Source organism: Streptomyces sp. NPDC033178 (assembly GCF_055577685.1).
The window spans coordinates 60876-75331 of sequence record NZ_JBVIPT010000030.1; the positions used below are offsets into that span (position 1 = coordinate 60876).

Below are 14456 nucleotides of genomic sequence, written 5' to 3' on the forward strand. Positions count from 1 at the left end.
CCGACAGGAGCCAATCAGTGTCAGTGAACCAGGACAACAGCCGACCGATGATGAGCCGGCGCAGCGTACTGCGGATCGCGGGTGCAGCCGGTGCGGCCGGCCTCGGGGCAGCCGCCGTCGCTGCCGGGACCGGTCCCGCGGTCGCCGCTCCCGCCAAGGCGAGTGGAGCGTTCGCGCATCCGGGAATGCTGCACACGCAGGCCGACTTCGACCGGATGGCGGCGAAGGTGAAGGCGGGCACCGGGCTCTGGAAGCAGGGCTACGCCAAGCTGGCTGCCAACCCGCGCTCGGCGAGCACCTGGAAGGCGAACCCGCTCGCGACGGTGGTGCGCGGTGCCGACGGTGACAACGTCGCCACGCTCGCCTTCGACATCCACGCCGCCTACCAGAACGCCCTGCGCTGGAAGATCACCGGCGACACCGCCCACGCGGACGCCGCCCGCGACATCCTCAACGCCTGGTCGGCCAAGCTCACCACGGTCGACGGCAGCGCGGACCGGTTCATCGCGGCGGGTATCCACGGCTACCAGTTCGCGAACGCCGCGGAGATCATGCGCGGCTACGACGGCTTCGACCTGGCCCGGTTCCAGAAGATGATGCGAGACGTCTTCTACTCGGCGAGCAGCAGCTTCCTCGCCGAGCACAACGGTTCGTACGACACCAACTACTGGAGCAGCTGGGACCTGTTGAGCGTGGCGTGCGTGCTGGCCGTCGGCATCCTCTGCGACGACCGGGCCAAGGTCGACGAGGCGATCACGTACTTCAAGAGCGGCAAGGGACTTGGGTCCATCAAGAACGCCATCCCGTTCATCCACCCCGGTGGCCTCGGGCAGTTGGTGGAGGTCGGCCGCGACCAGGGGCACGCCCTGCTGAGCGTGGGCCTGCTGGGCACCATCTGCGAGATGGCCTGGAACCAGGGCATCGACCTGTACGGCTACGACGACAACCGCGTCCTCAAGGGCGTCGAGTACGCCGCCAAGTGGAATCTGGGCCATGACGTCCCCTTCAAGTCCTGGACCTGGCACAAGGGCGCGCCCGGCGCGTGGGAGGGGTGGGAGACGTTCACGAAGGCGTCCGAGAGCGGCCGGGGCGGGGTACGCCCGATCTGGGAGAGCATCTACAACCACTACGTCAACCGCCGCGGCCTCGACGCGCCGTACGTGACCGCCATCGCCGCCAAGGTCCGCCCCGAGGGCGGCGGCGGGGACTACGGCACCGGCGGTGGCCTCGACCACCTCGGCTTCGGCACGCTGACCTTCACCAGGGACAAGGCGATCGTCTCCGCCGCCACACCGACTCCTTCCGCGAGTACGTCCGACACGGCGTCCTCCTCCGAGACCGGCGCCGCGACTCCCACCGCCGACGCCTCCGGCGGAACCCAGCCGCAGGGCGGCCGGGGCGAGGACCTAGCCGCCACCGGTGCGGGCGGCATCGCGGCCGCGACCGCCACCGGCGTCCTCGCCATCGCAGGCGGCATCATCGCCCTGCGCCGCAGGGGCACGCGCGGCAGCAGCTGAACACGGCCCGCCCGGGCGGAACCACAGGCTGGGGCGGGTCCGGCGCTGTACTGCGGGGTGCGCAGCGACGATGCCAACCCGCCCCAGACTTGCGCTTGCGGATCTTCGCCGCCGGGAGCGGGGCCGGCCGCGGGTGCGCGCAGCGTCGCTCGACGCTGCTTTCCTCGCCAACTCCACCCTGCTCAAAGGAGGTTCTTGCGCAGCGCTCCCGCCTGGGCGACCAGTACGACACTCTCCGGTCGGCCGAGGCTGCCGATGTCGCGCAAGGGATCTTGGTCGACAGCCACGAAGTCCGCGGTCTTTCCCGCCTCCAGGGAGCCCAGTCGGTCGTCGACACCGAGGAGCCGGGCCGCGGTGAGCGTGCCCGAGGTGATCGCGGCCAGCGGGTCCATGCCGAGTTCCACCAGATACGACAACTCGCTCAGATTTCGGCCGTGCGTGACGACACCCGCGTCCGTGCCGAGAGCGATCGGGACACCGCGGGCGATGGCGTGCGCGATGTTCTCCTTGGTGATGCTGGCCCAGCGGCTCTTCTTGCGGAAGTGGTAGTCGGGCATGGCCGCCTCGTCGAGTGGGGCGAAGACCGTGGCGAGGGTGGGGACGAGGACGGCTCCCCGCTCCAGGGCCAGATCGCACAGCTCGTCGGTCATTCCGTAGCCGTGCTCGATGCTGGTGACACCGGCCTGGAGGGCGTTGCGGATGCCCGCGGTGCCCTGGGCGTGCGCGGCGACCGTCTTCCCGCGATGCCGTCGGGCCTCGTCGACAGCGGCCTTCAGTTCGTCGGGGGTCAGCCCCTCGTCGTCGGGGTCGTCGTGCGGGCTGCCCATGCCGCCGGTGGCGCAGACCTTGATGACGTCCGCGCCGTCGCGCAGCATGCGTCGGACCGCGATCCGCACCTCGTCGGGGGTGTCGGCGAGCTCGGTCAGATGCGCGGCGGCGTTCACCCCGCTGGGCAGCGAGCAGTCGGCGTGGCCGCCGGTGTGGCCGATGACCTTGACCGCGGTCTGAAGCCGGGGGCCTTCGACGAGGCCCCGTTCGACGGCGGTCCGATAGCCCGCAGGCAGACCGCCGAGGTCGCGCAGCGTCGTGACACCCGCGTCGAGGGTCGTGCGCAGTCGCCGCGCGATCTCGAAGGTCTCCACCGTCGGGTCAGTGGTCAGGCCTGCGGTGAGCCCGCGCCCCGGGGTCATGCACAGGTGCGTATGGCAGTCGAAGAAGCCGGGGAGCAGGGTACGTCCGCGCAGATCCACCGTCACCGCCGTCGGTGTCGGGGGCGCGGTCGTCGCCGGTCCCGCGTACACGATGAGACCGGCGTCGTCCACGACGAGGACCGCGTCCGGTACGGGCGCGGCTCCGGTTCCGTCGACCAGGACCGCGTGCTGGTAGCGGGTGTTCATGGCATCTCCGTAAGGAAGCGGTGTTCGCCGGAGCCGACTTCGGGGCGCTCCGTCATGCCCGGCAGGTCGATCAGCGCAGTGGTGCCGGGCGGGACCGTGACCGTGACGCGCAGCTCACCGTCGGTGCGGGACCAGGACACGGCGGCGCGGCCGTACGGGGTGTAAGCCGGAAGGTGCCGCGCAGCACGGGTGGCGGGACCTGTCGGTCGGTGGTCTCGGGCCAGGCCGGGGACACGAAGCGGGCCTGCCAGTCGGCCGGTTCGAGCAGCCCGGCCTCGACGGTCAGCGGCGCGGACCACGGGCTCGGGCCCTCGCCGTCCGGCCCCCATACCCGTACGGACACGCCGACTTGTTGCCGCGAGTGCAGGGGGTCGCCGGGCCAGGGCACCAGGACGGAGTCCGCGGACAGGCGACGGGCCGTGGACAGCTCACGCTCGCCTTCCGTGAGCCGGATCTCGTACGCCGACTGGGTCCAGCCCGCACGGGTGGTGACGGTCTGCCAGGTCAGCCGGGGGCGGGGCTCCCCGATCCCGATTGGCTCCCTGTGGTGCTCGGCCCGCAGCGCGGTCACGTGGATGTCCTGGTCAGGCATGGTCCTCCTCCGAGACGGCCTGGGCCGGCACGAGAGGGAGAGCGAAGCGGAAGACCGCTCCCTGCGGCTGGTTTCCGGCAGCGTGGATACGGCCGCCGTGACGGGTGATGATGCGGTGGCTCAGGGCCAGGCCGATGCCGCTGCCGTTCTCCTTCGAGGTGAAGACGCCGTCGAAAATCCGGTCGCCGGGGAGGTCGGCCGGCAGGCCCCGGCCGTGGTCACGGACGGCGAGTTCGGCGAGTTCGACGTTTGGGTCCGCCGTCCGCCGCGTGGCGAGTTCGACCCTGCGCTCCCCCGGCGGCCAACAGGCCATCTCCTCGATGGCGTTGAAGGCGAGGTTCATGACGACCTGCCCGATGAGGACGTTCTCGCAGCGCACCGGGAGGGGCACGTCGGTGAGGTCGAACTCGACGTCCACGGCGTGCTGTTGGGCTCTCAGGTCGATGAAGTAGGCACAGTCCTCGACGATCGTGTTGAGGTCGGTCAGCTGCTCGGACTGTTCCAGGCGGCCCACGTACTGCCGCAGGCTGCCCAGGATCCGCCGGGCCCGCTCGATCTGCTGTACGGCGTTGTCCAGCCCCCAGGCGACGGAATCGTCGCCGGCGGCGAGCCGCCCGCGGGCTCCCTCCACGAAGTTGTACGCGGCGGCGAGCGGCTGGCTCACCTCGTGCGCGATCGCCATGGCCATGTCGCCCATGGCGTTGTTGCGGGCGAGGTGGTTTGAGGTGCTGGGTGTCCCGGCGGTGTTCCTCCTCGGCGCGCACCCGGTCGGTGATGTCGTAGAAGAGCAGGAGCCGGCCGCGCAGATCGCTCTCGATGTCGATGCGCTGGCAGGTGACCGCGTACCAGCGGGCTTCGCCGCCGGGTGCGCCGAGGCGGTAGCGGCCCTCGCGCTCGGGGACGGCGCCGTCGCGGCAGTAGTCCGCGACATAGCCGGCCAGGCCCTGGACCAATCCGTCACCCAGCTCCTCGGCGGCTACACCGACCGGATGCGCGTCTCTCACATGCTCGGCTTCGATGCCCCGGCGCGTATGGCCGCCGAAGCCGAGCGAATCCGCGACGCGTACGGCATCACCACCTTCAAGGTGAAGGTCGGGCGGCGGCCCCTCACGCTCGACCTCGATGTGTGCCGGGCGCTCCGCGAAACCCTGGGCGACGAGGCCGAGTTGTACGTCGACGGCAACCGCGGCTGGACCGCCTCGGAGTCCGCCGCCGCCCTGCGCGCACTCGAACCCGTCGGCATCACACTCGCCGAGGAGCTGTGCCCCGCCGACGACGTGCTGGGACGTCGATGGCTCGTACGACAGAGTCCCGTGCCCTTCGTCGCGGACGAGTCCGCCACCACGCCCGCGGAGGTGACCCGCTCCCTGCTGGACGGCGCGGCCACCGCGATCAGCGTCAAGACCGCCCGCACCGGGTTCACCCAGTCCCAGCGCGTGCTGTTCCAGTGCGAGGGGATGGGCGCCGAGGTGGTGATGGGCAACCAGATCGACGGCCAGTTGGGCACGGTGTGCACGGTCGCCTTCGGTGCCGCGTACGCCGCCGCCTCCCGTCGCGCCGGCGAACTCTCCAACTTCCTGGACATGAGCGACGACCTGCTCACCGAACCGGTCACGATCACCGACGGCACGCTCGCCGTACGGGACCTGCCCGGTCTGGGCGTCGCGATCGACCCGGACAAGCTCACCCGATACCGCCAGGACCGCTGAACCGCATTTCCCGACCGGCAAAGGAGCCGCACATCATGTCCGACACCACCCTCAAAGCCACCGCCGCCGCATCCGGTGCTTCGGCCACCGACCGCTTCCGCACCGACAAGACCATCGCATCCGGCCGGGCCGTCGCCGACACCGAGCGCGTCAACACCCTTGCCACCGAGCTGATCTCCGCCGTTCACGATGTCATCCGCCGGCACCAGGTGACGTACGAGGAGTACAACGCCCTCAAGTCGTGGTTGATCTCCGTGGGAGAGCACGGGGAATGGCCGCTCTTCCTGGACGTGTGGATCGAGCACGTCGTCGAGGAGGTCGCGGGCGCCGATCGCAAGGGGACCAAGGGAACCATCGAAGGGCCGTACTACGTGCCGGGTGCTCCCGCCCTCCCCGGCGTCAGCACCCTGCCGATGCGCGAGGACGAGTCCGGCACCCCGCTCCTCTTCCAGGGCCAGGTCACGGGGGTCTCGGGCGAGCCACTGTCCGGCGCGCTGCTGGAGATGTGGCAGGCCGACGACGACGGCCTGTACGCGCAGTTCGCACCCGGCATCCCGCGGTGGAACCTGCGCGGTGCCATCGAAACCGACGACACGGGGCGCTTCGCGGTGCGCACCATCCAGCCCGCCCCCTACCAGATCCCCACCGACGGATCCTGCGGCAAGCTCATCGCCGCCGCCGGCTGGCACGCCTGGCGCCCGGCCCATCTGCACCTGAAGGTCTCCGCGCCCGGCCACGAGACGCTCACCGCCCAGCTGTACTTCCGCGGCGGCGAACACGTCGATGACGACGTGGCCTCCGCCGTCAAGCCGGAACTCGTCATCGACCCGCAGCCGGTGGGCGACGGCGGCAACCAGGTCACCTACGACCTCGTCCTCGATCCCGCTTCCTGACCGGAGACCGTCATGCTCTTCGCCGTCCACATGACCGTGAACCTGCCACCCGATCTCGACCCGGCGCTCCGGGCGTCGACCGTCGCCGCCGAGAAGGAGTACGCACAGAAGCTCCAACACTCCGGCGAATGGCTGCACCTGTGGCGCTGCGCCGGTCAGTACTCCAACCTCAGCGTCTTCGACGTCATCGACAACGACCGGCTCAACGAACTCCTGTGGGGCCTACCACTCTTCCCGTACATGGACGTCACGGTGACCCCGCTGGCCCAGCACCCATCCGCCATCCGCTGACGCCCTCAACTCCCCGTGAACATGCCCGACCGCGAAGGCGCTGCGCGACCTGCGCCGCCTGCTCGGTACCGCGCCTGTGCGGCGCCTGTTCGCGGTGTTGTCCGGCCTGCCCGCGCAGCCGACGACACCGGCATCGAGAGGCGGCGACTCCGTACGGCAAGCGCGTCGTCCTGAGCACGGAGGACTGGTCGACCATGACAATGGCACCCCTACCCGACGGCGGCCTGTTCGCCGGTCGTCAGGTAGGCGATCACCATGTCGCCCAGCAGAGTCCGGTAGTGATCGCGGCGGTCCGGTGCGATGAGGTCCCGTCCGAAGAGGGCGCCGAAGGTGTGCCGGTTCGTGATCCGGAAGCAGCAGAACGCGCTGATCATCATGTGCAGATCGACGGCGTCCACCTGGGCGGTGAAGACGCCCTGTTCGCGGCCCGCTCGGAGGATCCGGTCGATGATGGCGATCACCGGGGCGTTGAGCGAACGCAGTGCAGGCGAGGCGGCGATGTGCTCGGCCTGGTGGATGTTCTCGATACTGACGAGGCGCATGAAGTCCGGGTGCGCCTCGTGGTGGTCGAAGGTGAGACCGGCCAGCCGACGGATCGCGGACACCGGGTCGAGATGCTCGACGCCGAGTTCCTGTTCGCTGTGCCGGATGCTGGCGTACGCCCGCTCAAGCACGGCGGTGAACAGCTGCTCCTTGCTGCCGAAATAGTAGTAGATCATGCGTTTGGTGGTCCGGGTGCGGTCGGCGATGTCGTCGATGCGGGCGCCGGAATAGCCGATGCGAGCGAACTCCTCCGTCGCGGCCTCAAGGATCTCGGCCCGGGTCCGTGCGGCGTCACGGGTACGTCTGGCAGGGGGCTGTCCCTCTGTCAGTGTCAGCGGCTGCGGGGGGACGGATGCTGGCATGAGGTTCCTCACCGGGTGGGGCTGCCGACGAGGTCGGCGAGGTCATCAAGCATACGATCGGTGTTCGGCTCACAGCCGGTGAACAGCCGGAAGGCGTCGGCGGCTTGGAAGACGGCCATGCCGCCGCCATCGAGGGTGCGGCAGCCGAGGGCGCGTGCCGTGCGCAGCAGTTCGGTCTCCAGCGGTCGGTAGACGACCTCGGCCACCCACAGCCGTGGGTGCAGCAGCTCGGCGGGGAACGGCAGCCCCGGGTGGCCCGCCATACCGGTGGGGGTGGCGTGGACCAGGCCGTCGACGCGGGCCAGCTCGGCCGCCAGGTCCGGCAGCGGCGCGGTGCTCGCCCGGCCGGGACCGAAGGTGCGGGCGAGAGCGGCGGCGAGGGCGGCCGCGCGGGTCTCGTCGGCGTCCACGAGGACGAGCCGGTCGGCCCCGACGGTGAGCAGCGCGTGGGCGACGGCGGCCCCGGCGCCGCCCGCCCCGAGCTGCAGGACCGAACCGGTCGGCACGTCGGGCAGTCCGCGCGCGAAGGACTGGGCGAAACCGGTGCCGTCGGTGTTGTGCCCGATGGCGCGCCCGGCCCGGAAGACGACGGTGTTGACGGCGCCGATCTCCGCTGCCTCGGGCGCGAGTTCGTCCAGGTGCTCGATCACGAGTTGTTTGCAGGGGTGGGTGATGTTGAGGCCGTCGAAGCCCAGGGTGCGTGCGGACCTGAGCAGTTCGCCGACGGCGGTGGCCGGCAGCGCCAGTTCGTCGATGTCGATGATGCGGTAGAGCAGGCGCAGGCCTTGCCGGTCCGCTTCCCGCTCGTGCAGGGCGGGGCTCAGCGAGGGGCCGATACCGGCTCCGATCAGCCCTGTGAGAAAGGAGGAACTCACGGTGGAGGGGGTCACAGTGGAGGAGGTCACAGTGATCGCGGGGTTCCTTCCGGCAATCGGAGGTTGGTGCGCCTGCGGCCGTCTCCACGGGGGCGGACGGCCGCAGGCGCGGCGGGGACGGGGACGGGGAACAGGGGTCAGGCTGACGCCGACTCCGCCGACTGGCGCTCGGTGGCTGCCTGGGCCTGGCGCATGCCCGGCTTCATGCCGAGCTCGGCGGTGGGCACGTTGTACGTCTCGCGAGCGGTCAGCACGGCGATCGAGCTGACCACGCACATCGAGGCGGTGAGGATCCCGACAGCGACCCAGTTCTTGCCGTCGGAGCCGGAGAGCTGCGCCGCGTAGGTGACGGCGAAGCCGGTGATGGCGAAGCCGACCTGGGTGCTGATGGCCATGCCCGACAGACGGACCCGGGTGTTGAACATCTCCGCGTAGAGCGAGGGCCAGATGCCGTTGGAGGCGCTGTACACCAGGCCCATGGTGGCGGCGCCGGCCAGGAAGATCAGAGGGTAGCTCTTCGAGGTCACCGCCCCCAGGTAGACGAAGATCATGACGGCGCTGCCGATGGAGCCGATGAGGAAGACGGGCTTGCGGCCGATACGGTCGGAGAGCTTGGCCCACAGCGGGAGCGCGAGCAGGGCCACCAGGTTGGCGAAGACACTGACCCACAGCATGGTGGTGCGGTCCAGGCCGACTGCGCCGGTGGAGTAGGACAGCACCCAGACCCCGCCGATCGTGCTCACCGACGCGATGAGCGCCGCCGAAGCAACCCGCAGCATGTCGGCCCAGTGGTCCCGGAGGAGTTCGACCACCGGCAGCTTGGCCACCTCGGCGCGCTCCGAGATCTTCTCGAAGACCGGCGCCTCCGTTAGGGTGCGCCGGATGAAGTACGCGGCCAGGGTCACGAACGCGCTCAGCAGGAACGGGACGCGCCAGCCCCAGGTGAGCAACTGCTCGTCCGGGAGAGAGGCGATCGGGATGAAGACCAGGGTGGAGATGATCAGGCCGAACTGAGTCCCGTTGAGGGTGAAGCTGGTGAAGTAGCCGCGTTGGTTCTCCGGCGCGTGTTCGAGCGTCAGGGAACTGGCGCTGGACTGCTCACCCGCGGCGGACAGCCCCTGGAGGAAGCGCAGCACCACGAGCAGGACCGGGGCCAGCGTGCCGACCTGGCCGTAGGTGGGCAGGCAGCCGATCAGGAAGGTCGACAGACCCATCAGGAAGAGGGTGAAGACCATGATCTTCCTGCGGCCGACCCTGTCCCCGAAGTGCCCGAGGAAGACGGCGCCGATGGGGCGGGCCGCGTAGGCCACACCGAAGGTCGCCATCGAGATCAGCGTCGCGGTGGCCGGGTCGTCCGGGTCGAAGAAGACCCTGGGGAAGACCAGAGCGGCGGCGCTGCCGTAGATGAAGAAGTCGTAGTACTCCAGTGCGCTGCCGATCCATGCGGCGAGGGCCGCCTTTCGGTGCCCACTGGGTGGAGTCTTCGACTCCGAGGCGTCATCGAGCGAACGAGCGGTCACGTGTGCTCCTCCTTGGGTACCGCGAGCGCTCCCTTGCGGGAACGGCCGGGGTGAGCGGGGACAGAGGGGGGACGAACGCGGCGTACGTCACGGCCACAACTCGCTTACGGGGATGCCGTGTCGAGCGGAATTGCCGGATGGCCGGAGGGGATGGCAGCCAATTAACGTACTAGGAAGTTAATAGGGGACTGTGCTGCTCGTTTCCGGCTCACGTCAAGACATCCGGCCGAAATTTATTCGTCACGATCCGCCTCTTGCCTCAGCGGCGCTCTGCCGCTACACATAACGAACCAGTACGTACATTGCTCGGCCACGAAGAGGTGGGCGCTCATGCCAGGGATGCACATGGAGACCTTGACGGGGCCCGTCAGAGGCGCCGCCGAGGGCTGCCCGGTCCTCTCCTGGAAGGGCATCCCCTACGCCGCTCCGCCCACCGGGGAGCTGCGCTTCCGGCCCCCTGCTCCTGTCAAGCCCTGGACGGCGGTGCGGGACGCCACGCGCTACGGTCCACAGGCGGTCCAGTTCACCCCGGCCTCCGGCCAGGGCGTCGAGGGCGAGGAGGACTGCCTCACCCTCAATGTCTGGGCCCCGGCCGAGCCGGCCACGCCCAGGCCGGTCCTGTTCTGGATCCACGGCGGCGCGTTCCTGCACGGCAGCGGCAGTCTCTATGACGGCGCGTGGCTGTCCGAGGTGTGCGACGCGGTCGTGGTGACCGTCAACTACCGGCTCGGCCCGCTCGGCTTCGTGGACCTGGAGCACGTCGGTATGGCCGACACCGCCAATCCCGCGCTGCGTGACCTGGTCGCGGCCCTGGAGTGGGTGCGCGGGAACATCGCCTCGTTCGGCGGCGACCCCGGCCGGGTGACGCTCTCCGGCCAGTCGGCCGGCGGCATGCTCACCACCACCCTGTTGGCGGTCCCGGCCGCCCGTGGGCTGTTCCACCAGGCCCTGGTGCTCAGCGGTGCCGCCCGCAACGTCCACACCCCCGAGCGGAACGCCGAGGTCACCCGCCGACTGCTCACCGCTCTGGAGACGACCCCCGACCGGCTGACCGGCGTACCGCTGCCTGCGCTGCGGGCCGCCGCCGCGCAGGTCGTGGCCGGCGCGGGCGACGAGGTGCTGCGCGGCGACGGCTTCTGCCCCGTGGTCGACGGCGCCGCGCTGCCCAGGGCACCGCTGGCGGCGGTCGCGGACGGCGAGGCCCGGCACCTGCCGGTCTGGATCAGTCACGTCAGCCACGAAATGGACATCTTCGCCGGTCCCCCTGCCGCCTCGGTCCTGGCAGGCATCGACGCGGCCGGGCGGGCGGCCCTGGGCGAGGAGACCTGGGCCAAGCTCTCCCACGCGTACGCGGCTGTCGCCGAAGCGGACCGGAATCCTCAACTCGACCTGCTGGACGACACGATGTGGCTGATACCGGCCATCCGGCTGGCCGAGGCCCAGCACGCGGCCGGCGGCCAGGTGTGGTTCAGCCGCTTCGACCACGTGCCCGGCCTGCCCCCGTACGACCGCCTCGGCGCGACCCACGGCGCCGACAACCGTTGCCTCTGGGCCCGCCCGCCCGCCTTCAACAACCTGGCCGGCCTGCCGCCCGCCCCGCCCATGGGTCCGGCCGACCTCGCCGTCACCGCGACACTGCACCGAGCAGTGCGTGCCTTCCTCCACACCGGCGCCCCCGGCGGGCTCCCCGACAGTCTCGACTGGCCCCGCTACGAACCACGGGACCGCGCCACGGTGATCCTGGACGACCGACCCCGGATCGTGTACGACCCCCGCCGCGAACGCCGCCTCCTCTGGGCGGACCTGCCCGCTGACGCTGCCCCCTGATGACGGGAGAGCGCGGCCCGGCCCCAATCCCGACGGGTTCTGACCGTGCTGGTGAACAGGCCGGTCTCGGCGGCGATCGCTCGACCGCCAGATCGCACGCGCGGTGCAGGGTGGGCGGTTCGCACACGCGGTGCGGGCTGGGTCACCGTGCAGCGCTGCTTCGGCGACAGCCGACCCGGTGCCGCGGCCAACGCCGCGGAGCCCGAGGCAGGGGACCCTCCGCCCCAGCACCACAACCACCACCGCCAAGCCCAAGGCCGGCGCCCTCCCAGCACCGAGCCCGGGTCGGGACCTGCCCCGGCGGCGGTGGACCGTGCCGCTCCCCCGCCTCGTCCGAGCGTCTGCACCGGCGCCTCGGCTGACCGTCAGGCGCCACGCCACCGTACGGATCCACGCCTCCTGGACCCAGTCCTGAGCCTCGTGCGGATCACCCGGGCACACGTATGCCGGGACAGCCGAACAGCCCCAGGTCACCGACCTGGGGCTTCGCAGCGCACAGGGCCGTTCGCGGCCGTGGCGCGTTCAGTGTGCGGGAAGCGCCTCCAAAACCTTGGACGCCGTTGTGAAGGCCTGCGCCGCCATCTCGTCGACCGGGAGATCCCGGTAGTCGGGATAGTTGACCTCGACGCAGTACGGGCCGCGGAAACCGCGTTCGTGCAGGCCCAGCAGCAGGCCCGCGATGTCCAGCTCGCCCTCGCCTGGCAGCAGGCGGCCCTGCCGTGCCTCGGTGAGGAAGTCGCCGTCCACGACGCGGCCGTCGTTGAGCTGGACGGCCACGATCCGCTCGGGCGGCAGACCGTCGAGGTCGGCCAGGCTGGAGCGGGTGTTGTAGAAGTGCCAGACGTCGATCATCAGCCCGGCGTTGGCGGCGCCCGAAGCCTCCACGACCGCGCGGGCGGTGGCCACGTCCTTCAGGCCGGACCAGGGGAAGGCCTCGACCGCGACGCACAGCCCGTACGCGGCGACGTCGTCGCAGATCGTACGGAGCCGGGCACCCGCGGCGTCGATGTCGAGCTCGTCCGCGGTGAACTCGCCCGCTGTGACGTGATGCGGCCGGAACCCCTCGCCGAGCGCGCCGACGGCGGCGACGGTCTCAGCGCCCCCGGTGCCGGCTGTGGCCCAGCCGCTCAGGAACTCGATTTCGCGCAGGGCGAGTCCGTGCGTACCGAGCAGCGCGCGCAGGGACTCGTCGCTCGCCCCGGCGGCCCGCATCAGCCGGTAGTCGTCGGTGTGCAGGCCGATGCCGGTGAAACCCGCGGTGGCAGCAGCACGGCAGCGTTCCGCGAACGGCACCCGTGCGGGCTGGGCGAAGCCCGCGCCGGACAGGGTCACGAAACTCGCGGTCAGCTCCCGCGTCATGGCAGGACCGGGGTGGCGTGGGAGTGGAAGCTCGGGGGCACGTCCAGACCCCAGGCGGTGGAGCGGCCCTGGCCCTCGGTGGTCCAGGTGACCGGCTCCCAGTCGGGGGCGAAGATGTGGAAGCCGCCGGAGAACACCTCGATCCGGTTGCCGCCCGGCTCCAGGACATAGAGGAAGAAGCCCTGGGTGCGCGAGTGCTTGGCGGGGCCGAACTCGATCTCGACGCCCAGCTCGCAGAAGATGTCGGCGGCGCGGAGCACGTCCTCACGGTTCTCCACCGCGTACGCGAGGTGGTGCAGCCGACCGGTGACGCCGGGGGCCGGCTCGCGGGTGATGGCGAGGTCGTGGGCCTTGTTCATCAGGCTGAGCCAGGCGCCGACCTCGGGCTGGCCCGGCGGGATCAGGTGCTCACGGAGCTTGAAGCCCAGGGCGTCGCACATGAACGCGCGCGTGCCCGGTACGTCGTCCGCGAGGACGTTGATGTGGTCGATGCGTGCCGCGCCCACGCCCCGGGTGACGGAGGACTGGGGCTGGTTGGGCAGGTACGAGGCCTTGCCCGCCGGGGCGCGGTACTTTTCGGTCTCGTAGTAGAGCTCCATGCGCTGGCCGCTGGGGGCGATGAAGGAGTACGCCTTGCCGTGCCCGAAGTCCCCGTCGATCCACTCCCCTTCGGTGCCGCGCTCCTCCAGGGCGGCGACCCGGCGGGTCAGGGCCTGCGGACTGACCGCACGCCAGGCGACATGGCCGAGACCGGCCTGGTCGGCGGCGGTCAGCTTCAGGGTCGTCAGGTCGTGGTCGCCCCAGGCGCGCAGATAGGCGCTGCCGCCGGACTCGTGCACCAGGTCGAGGCCGTAGACCTCGGTGAAGAAGGCCAGGCTCTGGTCGTACACGGGGGTCAGCAGCTCGGCGTGGCCGAGGTGGGCCAGTTCGTACAGCGGCTCAGTCACGCTCGTTCTCCTTCGCCTTCTTCTCCAGCTCCGCAGCCTTCTTCTCCAGCTCCGCGATGTCGGCCAGCACCTGGGGGCCGCGGTTGATCGCGGAGAATCCGGTGAACAGGAACGCCAGGTCGATGACGGCGCGCAGCTCGTCCCAGCTGGCACCGGCCCGTAGCGCGGCGAGTCCGTGCAGCTTGGCGGCATCGCTGAGCTTGGCGTGCAGGATGCCGAAGAGCACCAGCTGGACGGTCTTCTGGTCCAGTGTCTCCGGATACATGATCATGTTGCGCAGGCGTTCCTGCGCCAGCAGCAGTTCCGGGTTGTCCTTCTCGGACGTCTCGAACCGGGAGCCCACGCGCGGCGGCACGAAGCCCAGCATCCGTTCGTACGTCGCCCGGAAGTCGTCGATGCTCTCGGGGCGCTCATCGCTCATGGGATGCCTCCTGTTCGGTCTGTTCGGCCTTGGTGATGTCGCCCGCCGCCCAGTGCTCCGGCGGGATCTCGCGCACGAGGACCCGGATGGCCGCGTCGGGCGCGTCCAGGGAGTCCCGTACGGCGGCGTGCACCTGGTGGATGAGGTCGCGGATCTTCTCCGGGGGGCGCCCCGCGACGACGCTGATCTCTACGAGTGGCATA

16 protein-coding genes and 1 pseudogene are annotated in these 14456 nt (G+C 70.5%); 5 read left to right on the plus strand and 12 right to left on the minus strand.

Annotation, left to right across the window (positions count from 1 at the left end):
* Positions 1-47: 47 nt before the first annotated feature.
* Complete coding sequence (locus ACZ5VQ_RS45770; protein WP_469110218.1) at positions 48-1517, plus strand: alginate lyase family protein; 1470 nt, start codon at positions 48-50, stop codon at positions 1515-1517.
* Positions 1518-1699: 182 nt separating this feature from the next.
* Here ACZ5VQ_RS45770 and ACZ5VQ_RS45775 read toward each other — a convergent pair whose 3' ends face one another.
* The 4 genes from ACZ5VQ_RS45775 to ACZ5VQ_RS45790 are packed head-to-tail and all read right to left on the minus strand — an operon-like array spanning position 1700 to position 4194.
* Positions 1700-2914, minus strand: coding sequence for a metal-dependent hydrolase family protein (locus tag ACZ5VQ_RS45775; protein ID WP_469110172.1), 1215 nt, complete (start codon positions 2912-2914; stop codon positions 1700-1702).
* Complete coding sequence (locus ACZ5VQ_RS45780; protein ID WP_469110219.1) at positions 2911-3027, minus strand: hypothetical protein; 117 nt, start codon at positions 3025-3027, stop codon at positions 2911-2913. The genes ACZ5VQ_RS45775 and ACZ5VQ_RS45780 overlap by 4 nt, the downstream gene beginning before the upstream one ends.
* The gene (locus tag ACZ5VQ_RS45785) at positions 2985-3506 is read right to left on the minus strand and encodes a glycoside hydrolase family 78 protein (protein ID WP_469110173.1); all 522 of its coding nucleotides are present in this window, start codon (positions 3504-3506) and stop codon (positions 2985-2987) included. Before ACZ5VQ_RS45785 ends, ACZ5VQ_RS45780 begins: the two co-directional genes overlap by 43 nt.
* Entirely contained in the window at positions 3499-4194 is a 696-nt protein-coding gene (locus ACZ5VQ_RS45790) for a sensor histidine kinase (protein WP_469110174.1), read from the minus strand. The genes ACZ5VQ_RS45785 and ACZ5VQ_RS45790 overlap by 8 nt, the downstream gene beginning before the upstream one ends.
* A 37-nt stretch (positions 4195-4231) precedes the next feature.
* Here ACZ5VQ_RS45790 and ACZ5VQ_RS45795 point away from each other — a divergent pair, with 37 nt between their 5' ends.
* The 3 genes from ACZ5VQ_RS45795 to catC are packed head-to-tail and all read left to right on the plus strand — an operon-like array spanning position 4232 to position 6399.
* Positions 4232-5215, plus strand: coding sequence for an enolase C-terminal domain-like protein (locus ACZ5VQ_RS45795; protein ID WP_469110175.1), 984 nt, complete (start codon positions 4232-4234; stop codon positions 5213-5215).
* A 35-nt stretch (positions 5216-5250) separates the two neighbouring features.
* On the plus strand, positions 5251-6108 hold the full coding sequence (gene catA, locus ACZ5VQ_RS45800) for a catechol 1,2-dioxygenase (RefSeq protein ID WP_469110176.1): 858 nt from the start codon (positions 5251-5253) through the stop codon (positions 6106-6108).
* 12 nt (positions 6109-6120) lie between these two features.
* Positions 6121-6399, plus strand: a complete 279-nt coding sequence (gene catC / locus ACZ5VQ_RS45805; RefSeq protein WP_469110177.1) for a muconolactone Delta-isomerase — start codon at positions 6121-6123, stop codon at positions 6397-6399.
* A gap of 209 nt (positions 6400-6608) precedes the next feature.
* On the opposite strand, the gene ACZ5VQ_RS45810 is transcribed toward catC, so the two are convergent.
* The 3 genes from ACZ5VQ_RS45810 to ACZ5VQ_RS45820 form a co-directional block, all read right to left on the minus strand.
* Positions 6609-7304, minus strand: coding sequence for a TetR/AcrR family transcriptional regulator (locus tag ACZ5VQ_RS45810; RefSeq protein ID WP_469110178.1), 696 nt, complete (start codon positions 7302-7304; stop codon positions 6609-6611).
* A gap of 8 nt (positions 7305-7312) precedes the next feature.
* Positions 7313-8179 (minus strand): shikimate dehydrogenase, encoded by an 867-nt coding sequence (locus ACZ5VQ_RS45815; RefSeq protein ID WP_469110179.1) that lies wholly within the window; start codon positions 8177-8179, stop codon positions 7313-7315.
* Positions 8180-8316: 137 nt separating this feature from the next.
* Positions 8317-9699: an MFS transporter gene (locus tag ACZ5VQ_RS45820; protein ID WP_469110180.1), complete on the minus strand. Its 1383-nt coding sequence runs from the start codon at positions 9697-9699 to the stop codon at positions 8317-8319.
* Between the two features lie 330 nt (positions 9700-10029).
* On the opposite strand from ACZ5VQ_RS45820, the gene ACZ5VQ_RS45825 reads away from it, so the two are divergent.
* The gene (locus ACZ5VQ_RS45825) at positions 10030-11526 is read left to right on the plus strand and encodes a carboxylesterase/lipase family protein (protein ID WP_469110181.1); all 1497 of its coding nucleotides are present in this window, start codon (positions 10030-10032) and stop codon (positions 11524-11526) included.
* A gap of 286 nt (positions 11527-11812) precedes the next feature.
* On the opposite strand, the pseudogene ACZ5VQ_RS45830 reads toward ACZ5VQ_RS45825, so the two are convergent.
* The 5 genes and pseudogenes from ACZ5VQ_RS45830 to ACZ5VQ_RS45850 all read right to left on the minus strand — a co-directional run.
* Positions 11813-11970: pseudogene (locus ACZ5VQ_RS45830) on the minus strand (SigE family RNA polymerase sigma factor); the annotation flags it as partial.
* Between the two features lie 78 nt (positions 11971-12048).
* Entirely contained in the window at positions 12049-12885 is an 837-nt protein-coding gene (locus ACZ5VQ_RS45835; protein WP_469110182.1) for a sugar phosphate isomerase/epimerase family protein, read from the minus strand.
* Positions 12882-13832 (minus strand): VOC family protein, encoded by a 951-nt coding sequence (locus ACZ5VQ_RS45840; protein WP_469110183.1) that lies wholly within the window; start codon positions 13830-13832, stop codon positions 12882-12884. The genes ACZ5VQ_RS45835 and ACZ5VQ_RS45840 overlap by 4 nt, the downstream gene beginning before the upstream one ends.
* Positions 13825-14253, minus strand: a complete 429-nt coding sequence (locus ACZ5VQ_RS45845; RefSeq protein WP_469110184.1) for a carboxymuconolactone decarboxylase family protein — start codon at positions 14251-14253, stop codon at positions 13825-13827. The genes ACZ5VQ_RS45840 and ACZ5VQ_RS45845 overlap by 8 nt, the downstream gene beginning before the upstream one ends.
* Positions 14243-14455 carry a tautomerase family protein gene (locus ACZ5VQ_RS45850; RefSeq protein WP_469110185.1) on the minus strand — a complete coding sequence of 71 codons (213 nt, stop codon included), beginning with the start codon at positions 14453-14455 and terminating at the stop codon, positions 14243-14245. The genes ACZ5VQ_RS45845 and ACZ5VQ_RS45850 overlap by 11 nt, the downstream gene beginning before the upstream one ends.
* Position 14456: the final 1 nt, after the last annotated feature.

Coding starts and splice junctions, on each gene's coding strand:
- catC (WP_469110177.1), top strand. CDS start 6,121: ATGCTCTTCGCCGTCCACATGACCGTGAACCTGCCACCCGATCTCGAC.
- ACZ5VQ_RS45775 (WP_469110172.1), bottom strand. CDS start 2,914: ATGAACACCCGCTACCAGCACGCGGTCCTGGTCGACGGAACCGGAGCC.
- ACZ5VQ_RS45785 (WP_469110173.1), bottom strand. CDS start 3,506: ATGCCTGACCAGGACATCCACGTGACCGCGCTGCGGGCCGAGCACCAC.
- ACZ5VQ_RS45850 (WP_469110185.1), bottom strand. CDS start 14,455: ATGCCACTCGTAGAGATCAGCGTCGTCGCGGGGCGCCCCCCGGAGAAG.
- ACZ5VQ_RS45835 (WP_469110182.1), bottom strand. CDS start 12,885: ATGACGCGGGAGCTGACCGCGAGTTTCGTGACCCTGTCCGGCGCGGGC.
- ACZ5VQ_RS45845 (WP_469110184.1), bottom strand. CDS start 14,253: ATGAGCGATGAGCGCCCCGAGAGCATCGACGACTTCCGGGCGACGTAC.
- catA (WP_469110176.1), top strand. CDS start 5,251: ATGTCCGACACCACCCTCAAAGCCACCGCCGCCGCATCCGGTGCTTCG.
- ACZ5VQ_RS45810 (WP_469110178.1), bottom strand. CDS start 7,304: ATGCCAGCATCCGTCCCCCCGCAGCCGCTGACACTGACAGAGGGACAG.
- ACZ5VQ_RS45825 (WP_469110181.1), top strand. CDS start 10,030: ATGCCAGGGATGCACATGGAGACCTTGACGGGGCCCGTCAGAGGCGCC.
- ACZ5VQ_RS45770 (WP_469110218.1), top strand. CDS start 48: ATGATGAGCCGGCGCAGCGTACTGCGGATCGCGGGTGCAGCCGGTGCG.
- ACZ5VQ_RS45790 (WP_469110174.1), bottom strand. CDS start 4,194: ATGGCCATGGCGATCGCGCACGAGGTGAGCCAGCCGCTCGCCGCCGCG.